Raw genomic sequence first — 17,397 nt, forward strand, 5'->3', positions numbered from 1 at the left:
AACCAGCATTTTTTTCTGGAACTGAACTCTTGATTTGGCCACTCAAGGAAAGGCCATCTACATGATCATCAATGTCGCCGATCGAGCCACCCTCAAACGGTGTTGCCATGTGTTTGATTCAAATACCTGACAGGCAGCGATGGATCTATGTTTCTGGCTAAGCATCAGCGCTTAAAAGCAAACACACAATTTAAATCAAGCAACCCAGAGGTGATGTTATGAGTTCTATCGGTGTTAACACTCCGCCTAGCTCCGGCTCCAGCGGTTTCGGTGGCGGCGACAATTCCGACATTGACGCGGCAAAAAAAGCTGAAATGCGTCGACTAAAAATAGAAGAGGTTAAAAATGAAATATTGACAAAAGAACTCGAAAACATAAACAAACTAAGGTTTTAAACCTTTGCTTCCTCTATTAAACATAGAGGAAGCAACCTGTTTACTCGCATGCCGCATGCTGAACAGTCGAAAAAAAAAACCAACATCTCTCCCAACCCAACAAGAACGTTAATAGCGTCTTGCCGGAGGCCTACATGCGTGTGCTCGCTGACAATTTCACAGACCACCTGGTTTCACGAGCCGATAAGTCGCCAGGTATTAATACCTCTGCTTCCGACATGAATTTTTTCCAGGCCAGCCTGGTTGATCGCGCGCCTTCCCCGGGTGGCCAAAACTCAATCGTCGGTACGAATGCGCTATCCGAACAGTCTTCTCATTTAACGACGCTATCAAAACGTGCGACCAAAGGTTTGCGTGACCTGAGCATTAATAAAAAATCAGCGGAGATGCATCAAATTGCCAAGTCACTTTCAGACGCTCATCGGCAGCTGTCCATGTCAGTCAAGGTAATCAGCAAAACCGTGCAATGTTGCGAGAAAATAACCAACCTGCAGTAGGTAAGTCATGCTCCGCTGGATCACCACCCCATTAGTTTTATCATTAGCATTGCTGCTGGCCGGTTGCGGTGAAAAAGTAGAACTCCATAGCCGACTGTCGGAACAGGAGGCTAATGAGGTTGTTGCGGAACTCGCGGATAAACAAATCCGGGCCCAAAAAGTGCCAACCAAAGACGGTGTCGTTGTGCGCGTCAACGCGTCGGACATTAGCAGGGCGGTCCGAACCCTCGAAGCCGCTGGCCTGCCAAAACTGGCCCGGTCGACCCTAGGTGATATCTTTCGCAAAGAAGGCGTTATCTCAACACCGCTGGAAGAACGTGCCCGCTATATCTATGCATTGTCTCAGGAGCTGGAGGCAACCTTGTCGAACATCGACGGGGTCATCGTCGCTCGAGTCCATGTCGTCCTTCCCGAACGGGTTGCGCCGGGTGAACCCGTACAACCGGCATCAGCCTCGGTCTTCATCAAACATGATCCACGACTTGAGCCTGACAATATCCGCCCCCGAGTGCGCAGGATGGTGGCCAGTAGTATCCCCGGCATGGCAGCCGCTGTAGAAAACACTCAAAAACTAACCGTAGTCTTTGTTCCCGCCGCGCCGTATCTGGAGCAGCAACGCCTGACCTATTTTGGTCCGTTCCTGGTTCAAGATAACGATCTCGGTTTCTGGCGGATGAGTCTTACGGTACTCCTCATGATAATGACGCTTGCGGGGGTTGGCGCGATTATCTGGCGCAAACGGGGGATGAATCGACAACACGACTCATCTGTCGTACCGGCTCGTGCACCACTAAACCCGCCTGTTCATGAGTGATCAGCTGGCGTGGGTTCGATGGTGGGCCCGTCCGTGGGAAACGCCAGAGTGTGACTGGGAGGTCCTCGGCCCATATATCGCCTCGACCGATCTATGTCGCAGCCGGCATGGACGAGTGAGCACCGCCTTGGCTATCCGCCCCTGCCTGCCACCTTCACCCTCCCCTGCCTTGCTGCATCTGGTGCAGGCCTCCCCACAACAGCGCGACCGCATGCTGACGCTGATCGGCAGTGTCTGCCAGCCTGTACGCGACCACTTACTGGAGGAGGATGAATACCTCTGGTGTCAGCGCCTTGCCAAAGCGCTCCCTCCCGACTCACTGATGCTGAAAATAGAGGACCCTCTGCAGTACCTGCGCGCCTGGGTTGAGCCTGCGGTATGGCAACGCCTACGAATTGGCTTTGCGCATCAACGGGTAGTCAACCTGGAGAAATACTCCCACCTGCCCGACAGCCATGGTCGGCTGGACACTTTGTGGCGAGCAGTCATCTGGCGAGCTACCGCCATTACGAATGATCACGCGTGGCCCGAATCGGGAGCAAACAATCTGCATGTTATGCCGACGCAAAATTGAGCTGAACAAAGGCCAAGACCTACCACAAACCCTGATTGCCCGAGAAATGCTTATCGACAGTGCTCAGGCGGGCACATTACTTATTCGCGCCAAAGCCGAGGCGCGCGAACTACTATGCCAGGCCGAAGAGCAGCGCGAAATACTGTACGCAAATGCCTGCCGTGAGTTCTGGGAACGCGCCAACACTCAGCTGCAACGCTGGGAGATTGAGCGCCAGGCCATCTGCGACAACATTGAACCCATTGCCGCCTCCATCACCAGTCTGGCCATTCGGAGCCTGCTGCAGGAAACAGTTCCCCCCCAACGCCTAAGCGCCCTGCTTAAACAATTACTGGCCACCCAAGTCCCGCGAATCGAAGCCACTTTGCTCTGCAATCCATTGGACCGTAAAAACGTAGACCAGTGGCTGAGCAGACACACAGACCTTCCCTGGATCCTGCGCGCAGAGGAGAACATCGCACCTCAAATGCTCATTCTGGAAACGGCCGAAGGTGGATTTCGGATCGACTGGGACTCGATGGTGGAAACCTTATCGAGCTCCGGCACGTCGAGTTCAACCCAATAACACGGAGGGGCCACGGTTCAACGAGCGCTGACATTTAACGAAATACCCGTGGAACTGGAATCACGCGTCGAGCCACACAGAACGTAACATCCTCTGGAGCAAAACCAATGAGCTTTGATTATCGCCTGCAAGCGAATCTCTACAGGCAACTGGAAAATTCGCAAAAGCGCTTTGAAAAGATAGAACGCGACGGATTGAACGACGACGAAGCCATGGCGGCAATGAATGACGAAAAACTCTTCCTCGCGGCCACTTTATCGGCCAGCTCAACCTACACCAATTACATGAGCGAAACAGCCAAGACCGTTATCGAAGGCATACAGTGAGTGGAAGCGTTACTCGTTCGTTGGTTGAGTAGCAGCGAACCGCTGATCTCGTTGTTTGAAGATAATGACGAAATCAACGTGCGGCGCGACCAACAAGCTTTTTTGATCAGTATTCAACTGACCCACTATCGGGTCGACAAAAAAACCTTGGAGGCGTGGATGCGCCTTGGACAAGAAAGTCTGAGGCATTTCCAGGGAGCTTTGGCGCAAGAAGCAATAACTGGCCATCTCTGGCTGCTTCAAAAACTCCCTGGCGACTGTGCCCTGCCCCACCTGCTCGGCGAACTCGAAACCCTGCTCAACCAGCGTGATACCTGGCGGGGCATGGTTGAGCACCTTGCCAGCCCAGCCCGGAAACTCACTCCTACTTCGCTTCGGTCGCTGCGTCACTAAAACAGAGAATTCTCCATGCCTAACAAGATCGACAAGCACATCCGCTTGCGCGTCAATTCGCCTGCCGCCGCCATAAAGCCAGCCCGTTGGCGCTACCTGATCCTCATGCCCTGGTTGTTGGCGCCCCTGGAAAGCACCCTGGCCGCCGTCCCTGTCGAATGGAAAAACACTGCCTACGCCTATGAGGCCGAGCATAAGCCCCTGCGGGATGTACTGGAGGACTTCGCCCAGACCTTCGGTACCCAACTGCAAATCGATGGCCTCCTTGAAGGTACCGTCAACGGCAAGATACGCGCCAATACCCCACAGTCGTTGCTGGACAGGCTCGGCGTAGAGCACCGTTTCCAGTGGTACCTGTACAACAACACGCTGTACATCAGCACCCTGGACCAACAGGAATCGGCACGCCTGGAAGTTTCTTCCGAAACCATCGCCGACCTGAAGCAGGCACTGACCGATATCGGCCTGCTCGATAGCCGTTTTGGCTGGGGTGAATTACCGGAAGACGGCGTCGTACTGGTTTCTGGCCCTAAGCGCTATATTGAACAAATCAAGCAATTCAGCAGCCAGCGCAAGTCGCCGGATGAAAAGCAAAGCGTGCTCAGCTATCCACTGAAGTTCGCCAACGCGGCGGATCGTCAGATTGATTATCGCGGCGAAAACCTCACCATCCCCGGGGTTGCCAGCATGCTGAGAGGATTGCTGGAACCTCGCACCGCCTCGACGCTTTCGGGGATGAGCCCGCGCCCTGCCGCCCACTCACAACCCTCCCCTATAACCCCCACCTTTCCCCGCTTGAACAACCCGATGCTGGGGCAAATGCTCGGCCCGGCAATAAACCCGGGGCAGTTGGACAACGGCATGTCGCTCACGCCCCGGGCACCGGTGCCGACAAGCAAAATCCGCGTCGAAGCCGACATGCGCAACAACGCCATCCTGATCTATGATCTGCCGGAACGGCATGCGATGTACCGCGAGCTGATCGCCCAACTCGACGTGGCGCGAAAGCTGGTGGAGATCGACGCGATCATCCTTGATATCGAGCGCACTCAATTGCGCGAGTTCGGCGTCAACTGGGGCTTCCAAAACAGTCGTTTCCGTGGCGGTGTCAACATGGCACCCGGGACCTCTTCACAACTGTCGATCGAAAATCGCGATCGTTTCTATGCCGATGTACGCGCCCTGGAGCAACGTGGCCTGGCGACCATGGTGTCCAACCCGTCGGTGCTCACCCTGGAAAACCAACCAGCGGTGATCGACTTCAACCGCACGCAGTACCTGACTGCCGGCTCCGAGAACGCAACCATCCTGCCCATCACCGTAGGCACCAGTTTCCAGGTGGTACCCAGGGTGATCACCACCCGCGGCACTCACCAGATCCATCTGGTGGTGGACATCGAGGACGGTAACTTCGATGAGTCCAACCCCGAGCGCATCGGCCCGGATGTACGCCGCGGCAAGGTCAGTACCCAAGCGGTGATGGCGGAAAAACGTTCGCTGGTGGTCGGTGGCTTCCATGTCACCGAAAGCGCCGACAAGCACAGTAAGATCCCTTTGCTGGGGGACATCCCGTTACTTGGCAAAACGTTGTTTTCCTCCACCGAACGCCAGAACAATCGCCGTGAACGGCTGTTCATCCTGACGCCGAGGGTAATCGGTGACCAGGCCGATCCCTCACGTTACCTGCCCCAGGCTGATCAGGAGGAGTTGCAGGCCGCACTCAAACCCTTGGCCCGGCGCTATGCCGAACACGCGCCAGTGATCAAGCGCAGCGACATCACCAGCACCCTGGCGCATCTCGTCACCGGCCATGTGCCTACCGCCTTCAAGGCCGCGCCGATGCCCCTGGGCATCGATACGCTGTGTTCCACCCGTGAGCTGCTGGCGATGAATACCGAGCGCAGCCAATGGTATTCCGGCCCACAGTTCAACGTGGCAGTGGTGGTGCTGCGCAACCAGTTCAATCGCAACGTGCGCATTGATGAAAAAGAATGCAGTAATTCGCAGACCCTTGCCGTGAGCGTCTGGCCACGTGCCTGGCTCAAGCCGGGGGAAGAAGCCGAGGTATTCATCGCCATGCGCCCCGTGGTCAAAGATGAACACATCGGTGTGCCCCGTCCCTCCCTGCTCACCCCTACCAGGAAGACCGCGCAATGAAACGGCTACTCACCCTCCTAGGCATTACCCTGCTTATCGTTGGTTGCACGCCGACGTGCAAGGGCGACTCCTGCTCACGCCCGCAATCGGGCGCCGACAAGCTGGTGGTCTGGTGGCCACCGCAAATGCGCGTAGAACCCGGCCCTGCCGGCGAGCGCTCGGACTATCAAACGATATCGCTGGAACGTTGAGCGCCATGGGACTGCCCAACCATGCTTCGCATCGCCAGGTATTCCTGGATGACCTGGTGGGCGGCAAGGACGCCCACCTGTCCCTCTGCCCGGGCATAGGCGTGTGCCGAATAAAAGCCGGCGGCAACCCTGGGCTGGCGTTGCAGGTCGACCGTGGTGCGCTGAAAGCCGGACAGTTGGAGCAGCTACTGGAGCGGCGTTTTGAACAAGCGCTGGCGTTCGATGGCTGCTTTGTCTACCTCGATGCCAAAGGCGCCCTGGTGATCTGGCACGCGCTGACGGCGGGTGAAGAGGCGGCGGATGACATCATCAGCAAGTTGCTTTCACTGGCTAACCTGGAAGCGCTGGACGTACACCGCCACCGCTAACGCCGCTCAAGCTCCGGCAATTCCAGCGTTTCGCGCTTGGCCTCATCATCGAGTTCACGCAGGGTGCGGTAGATGAACGCCACGGCCTGCAACGCCTCCCGAGGAATGTTCGCCCCGAGCTTTTTCTCGTACAGCATGCGCGCCAGCCACACACACTGGATCACCGGTACATCGGCTGCCTTGGCCCGGTCAATCAGTTTACGGGCCTCGGCATCCGTGCCTTTATCCACCAGCAGCGGCAGCGGCGTTTTACCCGGCCGGTAGTACAGCGCGACGGCAAAGTGCGTGGGGTTGACCACCAGCATGTCGGACTCTTCAAGCTTGGGCAGCTTGACCTTCGGCTCTTCCTGGGCCAATTGATAAGCCAGTTGACGCCGCTGGCCCTTGACGTGTGGGTCGCCTTCCATGTCCTTGTATTCCTTCATCACCTCCACCTGGGTCATGCGCATGCGCTTGGCGAAGAAGTGTTTTTGCAACGTCATGTCAATCAGCGCCAGCACCAGCAGCAACCCAAGGGTGGCGTGCAGCAAATGCCGGAACAAGGTGATCAGCGCCAGGATATAGCTCTGCAGGTCGCTCGTGGCCAGGTTGATCAACGCCGCCAACGACGGCCCGATCACCACATACAACACCAGGGTCAGCAGCAGCGCCTTGCCCAGCCCCATCAAGAGGTTCATCACCGACTGTGCGGAAAACATCTGCTTGACCTGGCTCAAAGGGTTAAGACGGCTAAAGTTCGGCTTCAAGCTTTCCGGTGCGAACAGGAACCCGAACTGCAACCAACCGCTGATCAACTTCACAGCAATGGCTACCCCCGCCATCAACAGGGCGAACGAGAAAAACATCACCAGGCCCTCCAACAGCACTTCCTCCAGGGCACGCACAAAGGGCCGGCCAATGCCCGACATCGCCAGCATCATCAATTGCTGGAGACGCTGCATGCTGGTTTCAGCGGTGAACAGGGCGATTTCACTCAAGGCGGTCAGCACCAATAACTTGCCGACGTCCTGGCTTTGGGCGACCTGGCCTTTCTTGCGCTGATCCTTGAGCTTCTTGGGGGTGGCGGCGTGTTTTTTCTCCCCCGAATCACTCATGGTGCAGCGCCCTGAAACATCAGGCCAATGGCGTGTTTGAGGTCTGCCAACTGTGCCATGCGGGTGACGATCAAATCCTGCAACAGTGGAAAGTACAGCAACAGGATTCCCAGCCCGGCGAGGCTCTTGATCGGCGTTGCCAAAGTCGAGACTTGCAGCTGCGGGCTGTACAGGCCCAACACCGCGAAGCCAAATTCCAGAAACAGCAGCACCGCGATAAACGGCGCGGCGTACAGCATCATGTGGGTAAAGGTGTCGCCCAACACGCCGAGGAAAACACTGAAGCCATTGACCGCCGGCAGCGGCACCCAGGCGGTCGCCGGCCAGATCAGGTAGCTGTCCCAGATTACCTGGGTCAACACGCTCAACCCCAGGACTGCGATCAGTAAGTAAATCACCAACTGTTTGAACAGGTGGCCGATGGGCGTGGCGTCCGGGCCCAGCGAAGGGTTGAGTTGGCCACCCGCCAATGCCCCACGCTGGTTATCCAGCAGCGCGCCCACCGACTCGAACATCCAGAACGGCATGGCCAACAGGGTCCCCAGCAAAAAACCCAGGGCAGCTTCCTTGAGTACCAGGCCGCTGATCATCAGCGCGGAGTAATCCTGGCCTGCCAGTACAGCATGAATACCGGGCGCCGGGATCAGCGCCATGACCATCACGATGACGTGCCGAAGCATGCCTTTTATGTGCTGGAAACAAAACGCCGGCACCAGAATCGCGACAGGATAAATGCGCGCCATGGCCACCAGCAGGCTGGGCAGATATTCAAGATAAAGCAGCACGCGCAGTCCCTCAGTTCAATGCCGAACGGGCAATCATGTCGAACATCAGGTTGATCAGCTGGATCAACTCCAGGCCGATCCAGCGGCCGGTCAATACCAGCGTAATGCCCACCGCCACCAGTTTGATGCCGAAGGGCAGCGTCTGGTCCTGTATCTGCATCAGGGCCTGCACCAGGGACGTCAACACGCCGACGATCACCGCCACGATCAGCGGAGGCGCCGACAACACCACCACCAACAACATGCCCTGCTTGAACAGCACGATCGGTTCCATAGGGCACTCAGAGGTAGGAAAGGAACAGGCTGTCGAGCAACCGCGACCACCCGGACACCATCACGAACAACAGCAGTTTGAGGGGCAGGGAAATGGTCATGGGCGAGACCATCTGCATGCCGAGGGCCAACAGCAGGTTGGACACGATCAGGTCGATGACGATGAACGGAATGTAGATCAGGAAGCCAATCTCGAACCCCGCCTGCAGTTGCGACAGCACAAAGGCCGGGACCAGCAGGACCAAGTCTTCCCGCTGAGTGCTCTGCGCCATTTCGGGCGGCCACATGCGCGCACTGTTTTCCAGCAGGTGGGTCAATACATCGGCGTCGGTGTTGCGCAGCATGAACGCGCGCAACGGCTGTATGGCCTCCTGCCCTGTTTCCAGAAGCGTCTGGACGCTACTCATGTCCACGGGCGATGCCTTGACGTTCTGGGCAATCTGGTAGCCCACGGGCGCCATGATGAACAGTGTTGCGGCCAGCGCTATTCCGTTGATGGCCATGCTCGGCGGCACCTGCTGCACGCCGATGGCGTTGCGGGTGATCATCAGCACAATCACGATCTTCAAAAAGGACGTGCAGATGATCAACAGCATCGGCATCAACGACAATGCGCCGAGGAAAACAGCAAGGACAAGGGGGTCAAGCCCCTGGAGAATCATCGGGAAAAGATCACGCGAGACAACTGCAACCCGAGTCGCCCGTCCACCTCGACCAACTGCCCCTGGCCGATGGGACGGTCGCCGTAATAGAGCCCGGCCATGCCGGGCGCGTACCCGGCGATGCCCAACACCGCACCGGGGGCGAGGTTGCGCAGCTCTCCCAGGGTCAAGGCAAGGGTTCCACACCGCACATTCAGCGCCATGCTCAACTCGTCAAACGGCTCGTGGCCAAAGACATCCACTACCGGTTCATCCAACTCAGACCCTGCATCCCCTGAGTAATCCTGTGTTGCAAAATCCTCGTCCACAGACGTTTCCTCGATTGAAACAAGCGTCAGGCACAACGGCCCGGATTCATCATCAATACATCCGTGCAGCCGGTGCTTGCCCACGTGCAAGCGACCATTACCCTGCACATCGAAAAATGGCTGCTCAAGCATCACCACGTCACCGGCACGTACGCCGCGCAATTGGGTGATGGGTAACGTCAAGCGGCCCAGGGTCACCGCCACTGCCAACTGGAACGAAGCCGGCAAGGGTCCCGCAATCGGCTGCCAGGGACCGGCCTCGCACAGTGCCAGCAAGCTCTCTGGCGTCAGCCACAGATAACCCACGACACGGGACGGTCCCAACGTCACCGTGAAGCGACAACCGAAGTTCATTTTCCGGGGCAGCGGCAGCAACCGCAGGAAGCCGAACAGCGCGCGCACCTGCGGGCTCAGGTGGTGCTGGAACAACTCCCAGAACCATGAGTCCGGATCGTTGCCAGCCTCGGCCAGCGTCACTGGGCACTCCCCCAGCAGGCTGAACAGCGGCCCGGGTTCGGCGAACGCCAGCACCCCGCAGGCGCTCTCGAAAAACAGCGGCTTGACACCTGCCGGGGCGCGGCCCGGCTCCATCAACAACTCCCCGCCCTGCCCCGCGACCTGAAACGCCATGCGCAAGCCGCGACCCAGCCTGCGCCGCGCTGCGACGTTGGCGCCGCTGACCACCGGCAAGGTTAAAACCGGCATGATCATGCCGGGTCCACATAGACCAGGTGCACCTTGACTGGCTGCGACAACGCACCGGCCAGCCCGTCCTCAAGGTGCTGACGCACGCCAGGCAGCCAGCGCGCAGTGCGCTCTTCCTCCGCATCCAGTTCAACGTTCCAGGCACCCTGCTCGCGGCGCACACTGGCGTTGATCCGCCCCAAACGCGGCAGGTAAAGCACGGCCTGCAAAGGCCACTGAACAGCGGCGTTTATCCGCGGTGCCAACTGCTCGGTCATGGCCGCGATCATCGCGGCCTGCGTTGACGCGGGGGCTCCCGGCAGGGAAGAGCCGTAACCGCCCCCCTCATCATCATTGCCAAATATCTGGGCAAATAACCGCCCGTGCTCCCATGGCACGATCGCCCCCGGGCCGGCTTCACGCTCATCCCGTGGTTCACGCAAAGGCGGACGCTCAGGCTTGCTCACTGGGACCTGCGTCATATTTCTTCCTGCGCCGTGTCTTCCTGTACCAACAAAAGGGATAACTCCTGGAGTTTTTCAACCTCACGCAAGCACTGGGTAACGTGCTTCTGCGCGCTGTCGATGTGGGTCAACTGCTCGTCGCGCTGTCCGTGCAGGTCGTGTAACTGTCCTTCTTCGCGGCGGGTGTCGGCGGACAACGTGCGCTCCTCGGTATTCCAGGACTTGAGTTCGCCGAACGAAATCACCTGGCCTTGATGCTTGCCCAACAGCTCGGCGGTCTTGCGGGCTTCGTCCAACCGGGTTTGTTCAAGGGCCTCTGCGGCCTGTCCGATTTGCACCAGCAGCGCTTGCTGTTGCCTTTTGGCTGCACGCAACGCGCGCTCGGCCCGGTCGGCGCGATGTTTGCGCAAACGCCGCAAGGTATCGATTTCAGAAAGGGACATTGGTGGTCAACTCCATCAGTTGGTCCAGGGTCATCGCCATCGGTGCGGGCTCTCGCAGGTCCTGGCGCAGAAACCCGTCGACCGCCTGGCGGCTGTCCACCGCCAGGTCGGTCAGGGCATCACTGCCGGGCTGGTACTCACCCAGCTTGAGCATCAGCTCGATCTGCTGGTAGGCCGACAACAAGCGGCGCAAGGCCGTGCCGGCCTGGATATGCTCGGGCGACGCGACGTTGCTCAGAATCCGCGAAAGGCTGGCCAAAACGTCAACCGCCGGGTAATGGCCACGCTCGGCCAGCTTACGGGACAACACGATATGGCCATCGAGCAGTGAGCGGACTTCATCCGCCACCGGGTCATTCATCGAGTCCTGCTCGATCAGTACGGTATAGATGGCGGTGATGACGCCGTCGCGGGTCAAGCCGGCCCGTTCCACCAGGCGGGGCATCAGGCTGTAGACCGACGGAGGCAAGCCGCCACGCCCCAGGGGCTCACCGGCGGCCAAGCCGATTTCACGCTGGGCCCGGGCAAATCGGGTCAAGGAGTCAATCAGCAGTAATACCCGCTTGCCCTTGCGCCGGAATCCCTCGGCCAGCGCGGTCGCGGTGAAGGCCGCGCGGGCGCGCTCCATGCTTGAGCGATCGGAGGTTGCACATACCAGTACCGCCTTGGCCCGCAGTTGATCATCCAGCTCATGATCGAGAAACTCCCGCAGCTCACGGCCACGCTCGCCAATCAGCCCGAACACGATCACATCACACTCGACGTTACGCGCGATCTCTGCCAACAAGGTGGTCTTGCCACAGCCGGCACCCGCGAACAGGCCGACACGCTGCCCTTCTCCGAGCGTGATCAGCCCATCGATGGAGCGCACACCGGTGGACAGCGCCCGGTTGATCCTGGGCCGTTCGGTAGGCAACGGCGCCTCGCACAACACAGTGCTCGCCTCCGGTGTGTCGTCCTCCACAAAGGCGCTGGGGCCGTCACCCGCAATCGGTCGCCCAAAGCCATCGAGTACCTGGCCCAACAATTCATCGCTGACCCGTACCCGATGGGGTACACCCAGCCGTTGCACACTGGCGCCCACGCGCACGCCTTCAAGATTGCCCAGGGCACTGAGCACGGCATCCTGCTGGTCGAAACCGATGATCTCGGCCAGCATATATTCGCCGGCGGATTTTTCGACCTGGCACAAATCACCGATGCGCGCCTGAGGCAGACGGCATTGCAACAACATGCCGTTCACCCGCTGGATACGACCGCGCACCGACACCGGTGCGAAGCTGGCCAGCGCACTCGACTGGCGCTGCTCCCAGACCTCAAGGCGGGCTTGCAGGTCCTGGGTCACCAGCGCACCTCAAAGCGTTGCAGGCCGTCGAAAACCACCTTGGTGTTATCGATCAGCACCAGCCGCAAGCCATCCACTTCATCGCCGACAAACAGCCGGTTGCCCTGTTCCAGAACCACGTGACCGTTGGGCCCGCCGACAATCTGCAGAATCTTGAAAGGCAGCGTCGAGTCACGCATCTTGACCCGACTGATCACCGGCACTGCCGTATCAAACTGTTCGCCAAAGCGGCTGAGCATGCGCGATACCAGCTCCACGTCGTCCTGGGAAACATTGCCGTCGAGCAGCACCTGACCATTGATCAACTGAAGGCTGATGCGGTTGATCAACTCGCGCTCATTGAGCATCTTCAGCAATTGCTGGCGAACGTCGTAAGACGAACCCAGCTCGTTTTTCCGGATCACCGGTGACATCAGCGATGCCTGAGCCTTGCGTTCCCCGGTAGAGACCATACCCAGCGCCGTGAGGATGACGGCAACCACCACCACGAGGCTTATCAAGCGTTTCTGCTGCGTTCCCGAAATGGACGACAGCTTCAGCGTGGCGGGCGCCTCGACCGCCGGCGTGGGCGCTTGATGCACAGGCGCCGGCGCCAGGGGCCAGGGCTGATCGGCGCGGGTGATGCAGAGCCGAACGTTGCCAATCGAAAACGTTGCGTTAAGCTCCAGGTCAGCGATCTGTGCCAGGATCAGCCCGGTGGCATCCTGCATCACCCCTTCTTCGGCCTGCACCGACCAGCGCTGCTCGATGCACTGCAGCCGCACATGGCGCTCGGCAATGCCTGGATCGTATAGCGCGAGGTCGGCGTCAGGGTGTGCGCCTATGCTCCACTGCTCGCCGAACAACGGCAACGCCGCCCCCTGGTGCAAGCCATCGAGTACGCGTAGCTCAAACATCGTCAGGCCTCATTACCGCGGGAGGCCGCCGGCCCCACGCAGCAGCGTCCGATGCAAGCCCGCGAACAATCGCCAAAAGAGGGGTCATGCAACGGCCCCACGCAGCAAGTCGTCCTGGCTCAGGTCAAACCGTCCCAGCACCTTGACCCTGGATGAACTGCCCAATTCGGCAAACGACAACACCGGCACATGGTTGAACTCTTCCAGCAGCAATGTGCGCAAAGGGCTGCGTAAGTCTTGCGCCACCAGCAGCACACTTTTGCTCTTGGCGCGCACGCTGAAGGCCTGCTTGAGCAAACTCACCAGTACAGCGCTGCTGTCGTTGTCGAGGGAAAAGAACACCCCGGTCTGAGTCTGTCGCAGCGCTTCGCGCAGGGTATTTTCGCTATGGGGTGACAGCAGCCAGGCATGCAGGCCGTCGGCCTCGCTGTACTGGTGCAGGATCTGCGACTTGAGGGCAATTCGCGCGTAGTCGGCCAGGGCGTCCGGCTCACGCTCATGCTGGCCGTACTCGATCAACGACTCGACAATCAACCGCACGGCCCGCAGCGGAACGCCCTCGCTGGCCAGGCGCTGCAACACGGCCGAAAAGCGCGAAAGCGGCATGATCCGCTGCAGTTCCTGAACCAGTTCCGGCTGGTTGAACTCGAGCCAGCTGAGAATCGACTTGCTCTCCTGGATCCCGAGAAACTGCGGCCCGCTCAGCATCATCGCCCGCTCCATACGCTCGATGATCAAGTCATAGGCGGTATAGCGTTCAAGCTGCACATCGTCGAGCAACGGATCATCGGGGGCCAGCCATACCCAGTCCTGCTCGTCACGCTCCGCCAACCCCTGGGTCCCATCTTGCGGCTCACCGCCCAGTGCAGCCCATTCAACCGCCACCCGGTCACCGAATGTGGCCTTGATCATCGGCACTTCATGCACGCAAAAGCGCAGTTCATCGTCGGCCAGGCCGGGCGCGAACTCGACCTCAAACGGCGGCAGCGTCAAGCCAACCTGGGCAACCAGGCGATTACGGACCTGGCGAATCCCATGGATGATTTCCTCCACCTTGCCACTGCCCTGCAAGTGCGGTGGGAACTGCAACAGATAAGGTCTCGACGGGTCAAAACCGCGCAGGTCCTCTTCACCGTTTTTTTCCGGGGGGACGACATCGGCCGTATTGTCGGCAGGCGCATCCTGTCGCTGGCGCTGACGAATGAGGTAATAGCCGAGGGAACCGGTCATCAGGGAAATGAGGATAAAGACCAGCGTCGGCATCCCAGGAAGCGCTGCGAAAGCCAGCATGCCAATCGAAGCAATCACCCAGCTCTTGGGCTCGCTGGTCATTTGCCGGGCGATCTCGGCGCCCATATTGTTGGCACCCTTGTTGCGCCCGGACGGCGCCACGCGGGTGATGATCATCCCGGCGGTCAAGGAAATCAGCAGCGCGGGAATCTGTGCAATCAGGCCGTCACCGATGGTCAACACCGAGTACAGCGCCATGGAATCGCCGGCGCTCATGCCATGCTGGAACATGCCGGTGGAGAACCCGCCCAGCAAGTTGATCACCACGATAATCAGCCCGGCAACGGCGTCGCCCTTGACGAACTTCATCGCCCCGTCCATTGCCCCGAACAACTGGCTTTCGCGGGACAACTGCTCGCGTTTATCCCGGGCTTGCTCGCCATCAATCAGGCCGGCGCGCAAATCACTGTCGATGGACATTTGCTTGCCGGGCATGGCATCCAGGCTGAAGCGCGCCGCCACTTCGGCCACACGCTCCGAGCCCTTGGTAATCACCAGGAAGTTGACGATGGTCAGGATCATGAAGATCACCAACCCCACCGCCAGGTTGCCCCCCACCACGAAGTTGCCGAAGGCCTCCACAATGTCGCCGGCGTCCTGCTCCAGCAGGATCAGACGCGTGGTCGCAATCGACAACGCCAGGCGAAACATGGTGGTCAACAGCAGGATCGACGGAAACGAGGAAAACGCCAGCGGCCCTGGCAGGTACAGCGCCAGCACGATCAGCAGGCACGAAATGCAAATGTTGACGGCAATCAGGATATCGACCAGCCAGGTCGGCAACGGCACGATAAAGATAAACACAATGCCCATGATCACGACCGCACCCAGTACCTCGGCGCGTTGTGCAACCTTGAGCAGCACTGTGTTGATTGCCCGCAATGCACTCATGGATGGTGTCTCGGCGACGCGCCGACATTCCGGGTGCCTCGCTCACTGAGCGCGTATTCATCCATGGCCACCATAAAAGCGTGCAGCGCTTCCTGGCGACCCTTGCTGTCACGCCACAATGCCAGGGGCAAGCTCCCGAACACGGGATAGAGGGCATTGAGCGAGACCAACTGGTCGGATAGCGCCCCACCCCCCAGTTCACTGGCCAGGCGCTGAATCTCGGCAGACGCGATGCCCGTACTCACGTAGCCCAACAAACGCTGCAGCAGCGCGACGGCGTCCCGATCAATGCCTGGATGCACAGCGGCCAGTCGATCAATCAACCCATGGCAACTCGACAACACACTGCCCAGTTGACCGCAACTGCGCAGGCCCATCAGCAAGGTGCGCAACTGAGCAGTAGGCAACGAAGGGCTATGCGCCGCAATGTCGTCAGCCAGGGCCCTGCGCATCAACTTCAACCCGTGGCCAAATTCATTGCCACCGAATAACCCCAACAACGCATTCATCATGCCGGCCAGCGATTGCCGGGCGACCACGCTGGCGTAATACACATGGCGTACCGCCTGACGCAGGTTCGGGTCATCACTGCTCGCCTGCAAGGCCAGCGCGATGTTCAAGCCCGCCTGGATTTGCGGCTTGAAGCGGATCTCCAGCCGGGCAAGGGCGTCGTTGGCCAGAGCCGCCTCGTTAGTGCGCGCTTGCGCTAGCGCCTGCGCAGCCACCTGCTTGAGCACAACAAAGGTACGGGCCGGGTCGTTTCCTGTCAGGTCCAGCAGCTTGTCGACGCTGGGCTTGAGCAACAGTTGAACCCTGACGTTACGGGCGATAGTCGCCAGTGTCGTTTGTGCCGGATGGCCCAGTTGCTCATAGAGTTGGGTCAACTGCTCCACAGGCGTCACGCGCGTACCCAATTGACGCCGGCTCAAGCCTTTGCTGTTGAGTTCGACCTCCTGGCTGAACAGCGCAGCAAGATCATCAACGCCCGATGCAGCGGGCGCCTGGCGAACTGGCTGGCTATCAATACTCGCTGGAACAGGCTGATCCGGGCGCTGGCTTTTTTGCACATCAATGTTGGGATCGAGTTTCATGAAGATGCCTGCACAGGAAGTTTCGTTTCCGTGTGTGGCAGGCAACCCCGTTACGGTTCCATCTTTATCGGCGATACCGGGGCCTATGAAAAGATCGGCGCAAACCCGCGATGCTTTGTGCAAACACTTGCACAAAAAAGCACTGAAACAAGATATTTACCTATTATTATCAATGGCTTATGAGTTTTTTTCGTTTGGCACAAGCAGTGCTAACAGGGTTCCCGTCGAAATCATTTCGACCGTCTACCCTGAGGAGAAAATCATGGATATTCCTATCGATGTTTTAGTTCACCTTACACCTGACCCGCACCGCTCCATCCAGAACCTGTCGGAAGACCACCACAAGAAACTCCGACGATTCATTCATAAACGCGTGCTCAACCCGGAAGATGCAGACGATATTCTGCAGCTGACGTACCTGGAAGCCTGGCGCAACCGGGACCGCTTCAGCGGCCAGGCCACACTCAGCACCTGGATGTGCGGGATTGCCCAGAACCTGATCCGCAATCACTTTCGGCGCATGTACGCCAAACCCGTGCATTGCGAGTTCGATGAAGCCCTGTGGCATGGGCAGGAAGACAACAACAACCTGGACTGGCAGTTCGAGGTCAACCGCAAGCTCGAAAGAACCCTGCGGGCGATCACGCATTTGCCGGTGGAAATGCGCAAAACACTCTACGCCTCGCTGGAGACCGACGGCAGTTACCAGGACACCGCCGACGCCATGGACATCCCCATTGGCACCGTGCGCTCACGGTTGTCCCGTGCACGCGAACAGTTGAAGCGAGCCACCTACAACCCACTGCAGCCGTAAATCAGGGCACCGACGTAACGCCGATACCCTTTGCAGGAGCAACTGATTTACCCGTTTGATGCAAGCGTTGGGCAGCA

General features: G+C 58.9%; 22 protein-coding genes. 11 read left to right on the top strand and 11 right to left on the bottom strand.

All coding sequences use genetic code 11. From position 1 onward, the window contains the following. The first annotated feature begins 218 nt into the window (after nucleotides 1–218). The 10 genes from MUM_RS1000000134535 to MUM_RS0132000 all read left to right on the top strand — a co-directional run bounded on the left by MUM_RS1000000134535 (nucleotide 219) and on the right by MUM_RS0132000 (nucleotide 6,280). The gene (locus MUM_RS1000000134535; protein ID WP_158000322.1) at nucleotides 219–395 is read left to right on the top strand and encodes a hypothetical protein; all 177 of its coding nucleotides are present in this window, start codon (nucleotides 219–221) and stop codon (nucleotides 393–395) included. A gap of 134 nt (nucleotides 396–529) precedes the next feature. Further along, the gene (locus MUM_RS1000000134485; protein ID WP_141629582.1) at nucleotides 530–892 is read left to right on the top strand and encodes a hypothetical protein; all 363 of its coding nucleotides are present in this window, start codon (nucleotides 530–532) and stop codon (nucleotides 890–892) included. 7 nt (nucleotides 893–899) lie between these two features. After that, on the top strand, nucleotides 900–1,706 hold the full coding sequence (gene sctJ / locus MUM_RS0131965; RefSeq protein ID WP_010177035.1) for a type III secretion system inner membrane ring lipoprotein SctJ: 807 nt from the start codon (nucleotides 900–902) through the stop codon (nucleotides 1,704–1,706). 115 nt (nucleotides 1,707–1,821) lie between these two features. After that, nucleotides 1,822–2,280, top strand: a complete 459-nt coding sequence (locus MUM_RS0131970; protein WP_050543233.1) for a hypothetical protein — start codon at nucleotides 1,822–1,824, stop codon at nucleotides 2,278–2,280. Then, a complete protein-coding gene (gene sctL, locus MUM_RS0131975) occupies nucleotides 2,258–2,845 on the top strand; it encodes a type III secretion system stator protein SctL (RefSeq protein ID WP_029616189.1) in 588 nt (195 codons plus the stop codon). The genes MUM_RS0131970 and sctL overlap by 23 nt, the downstream gene beginning before the upstream one ends. Before the next feature lie 107 nt (nucleotides 2,846–2,952). After that, nucleotides 2,953–3,171 carry a hypothetical protein gene (locus MUM_RS0131980; RefSeq protein WP_010177038.1) on the top strand — a complete coding sequence of 73 codons (219 nt, stop codon included), beginning with the start codon at nucleotides 2,953–2,955 and terminating at the stop codon, nucleotides 3,169–3,171. Next, a complete protein-coding gene (locus MUM_RS1000000134540) occupies nucleotides 3,172–3,564 on the top strand; it encodes a type III secretion protein (protein ID WP_158000323.1) in 393 nt (130 codons plus the stop codon). Between the two features lie 15 nt (nucleotides 3,565–3,579). Next, the gene (gene sctC / locus MUM_RS0131990) at nucleotides 3,580–5,721 is read left to right on the top strand and encodes a type III secretion system outer membrane ring subunit SctC (protein WP_010177040.1); all 2,142 of its coding nucleotides are present in this window, start codon (nucleotides 3,580–3,582) and stop codon (nucleotides 5,719–5,721) included. Continuing rightward, on the top strand, nucleotides 5,718–5,912 hold the full coding sequence (gene hrpT, locus MUM_RS0131995; RefSeq protein ID WP_010177041.1) for an HrpT family type III secretion system protein: 195 nt from the start codon (nucleotides 5,718–5,720) through the stop codon (nucleotides 5,910–5,912). Before sctC ends, hrpT begins: the two co-directional genes overlap by 4 nt. A gap of 5 nt (nucleotides 5,913–5,917) precedes the next feature. Continuing rightward, entirely contained in the window at nucleotides 5,918–6,280 is a 363-nt protein-coding gene (locus tag MUM_RS0132000; protein ID WP_010177042.1) for a hypothetical protein, read from the top strand. Here the strand turns inward: MUM_RS0132000 and sctU are convergent. From sctU to sctW, 11 genes are all read right to left on the bottom strand, one after another. After that, a complete protein-coding gene (gene sctU / locus MUM_RS0132005) occupies nucleotides 6,277–7,374 on the bottom strand; it encodes a type III secretion system export apparatus subunit SctU (protein ID WP_010177043.1) in 1,098 nt (365 codons plus the stop codon). The genes MUM_RS0132000 and sctU overlap by 4 nt on opposite strands. Further along, nucleotides 7,371–8,159, bottom strand: coding sequence for a type III secretion system export apparatus subunit SctT (sctT, locus tag MUM_RS0132010; RefSeq protein ID WP_010177044.1), 789 nt, complete (start codon nucleotides 8,157–8,159; stop codon nucleotides 7,371–7,373). The genes sctU and sctT overlap by 4 nt, the downstream gene beginning before the upstream one ends. Before the next feature lie 10 nt (nucleotides 8,160–8,169). After that, nucleotides 8,170–8,433 carry a type III secretion system export apparatus subunit SctS gene (gene sctS / locus MUM_RS0132015; RefSeq protein ID WP_010177045.1) on the bottom strand — a complete coding sequence of 88 codons (264 nt, stop codon included), beginning with the start codon at nucleotides 8,431–8,433 and terminating at the stop codon, nucleotides 8,170–8,172. Between the two features lie 7 nt (nucleotides 8,434–8,440). Continuing rightward, nucleotides 8,441–9,094 carry a type III secretion system export apparatus subunit SctR gene (gene sctR, locus MUM_RS0132020; protein WP_010177046.1) on the bottom strand — a complete coding sequence of 218 codons (654 nt, stop codon included), beginning with the start codon at nucleotides 9,092–9,094 and terminating at the stop codon, nucleotides 8,441–8,443. Continuing rightward, the gene (locus MUM_RS0132025; RefSeq protein ID WP_010177047.1) at nucleotides 9,091–10,113 is read right to left on the bottom strand and encodes a FliM/FliN family flagellar motor switch protein; all 1,023 of its coding nucleotides are present in this window, start codon (nucleotides 10,111–10,113) and stop codon (nucleotides 9,091–9,093) included. Before MUM_RS0132025 ends, sctR begins: the two co-directional genes overlap by 4 nt. Beyond that, nucleotides 10,110–10,568: a type III secretion system HrpP C-terminal domain-containing protein gene (locus tag MUM_RS1000000134860; protein WP_010177048.1), complete on the bottom strand. Its 459-nt coding sequence runs from the start codon at nucleotides 10,566–10,568 to the stop codon at nucleotides 10,110–10,112. Before MUM_RS1000000134860 ends, MUM_RS0132025 begins: the two co-directional genes overlap by 4 nt. Then, nucleotides 10,565–10,993: a type III secretion system stalk subunit SctO gene (sctO, locus tag MUM_RS0132035; RefSeq protein ID WP_010177049.1), complete on the bottom strand. Its 429-nt coding sequence runs from the start codon at nucleotides 10,991–10,993 to the stop codon at nucleotides 10,565–10,567. The genes MUM_RS1000000134860 and sctO overlap by 4 nt, the downstream gene beginning before the upstream one ends. Then, nucleotides 10,980–12,338, bottom strand: coding sequence for a FliI/YscN family ATPase (locus tag MUM_RS0132040; RefSeq protein ID WP_010177050.1), 1,359 nt, complete (start codon nucleotides 12,336–12,338; stop codon nucleotides 10,980–10,982). Before MUM_RS0132040 ends, sctO begins: the two co-directional genes overlap by 14 nt. Then, nucleotides 12,335–13,234 carry an FHA domain-containing protein gene (locus MUM_RS0132045; RefSeq protein WP_010177051.1) on the bottom strand — a complete coding sequence of 300 codons (900 nt, stop codon included), beginning with the start codon at nucleotides 13,232–13,234 and terminating at the stop codon, nucleotides 12,335–12,337. The genes MUM_RS0132040 and MUM_RS0132045 overlap by 4 nt, the downstream gene beginning before the upstream one ends. A gap of 84 nt (nucleotides 13,235–13,318) precedes the next feature. Next, nucleotides 13,319–15,415, bottom strand: coding sequence for a type III secretion system export apparatus subunit SctV (sctV, locus tag MUM_RS0132050; protein WP_010177052.1), 2,097 nt, complete (start codon nucleotides 15,413–15,415; stop codon nucleotides 13,319–13,321). Next, the gene (sctW, locus tag MUM_RS0132055) at nucleotides 15,412–16,506 is read right to left on the bottom strand and encodes a type III secretion system gatekeeper subunit SctW (protein WP_010177053.1); all 1,095 of its coding nucleotides are present in this window, start codon (nucleotides 16,504–16,506) and stop codon (nucleotides 15,412–15,414) included. The genes sctV and sctW overlap by 4 nt, the downstream gene beginning before the upstream one ends. A gap of 262 nt (nucleotides 16,507–16,768) precedes the next feature. Between sctW and MUM_RS0132060 the strand changes: the two genes are divergently transcribed. Further along, nucleotides 16,769–17,320 (top strand): RNA polymerase sigma factor, encoded by a 552-nt coding sequence (locus MUM_RS0132060; protein ID WP_010177054.1) that lies wholly within the window; start codon nucleotides 16,769–16,771, stop codon nucleotides 17,318–17,320. Nucleotides 17,321–17,397: the final 77 nt, after the last annotated feature.

It is taken from the genome of Pseudomonas sp. PAMC 25886, from assembly GCF_000242655.1.
Lineage (GTDB): Bacteria > Pseudomonadota > Gammaproteobacteria > Pseudomonadales > Pseudomonadaceae > Aquipseudomonas.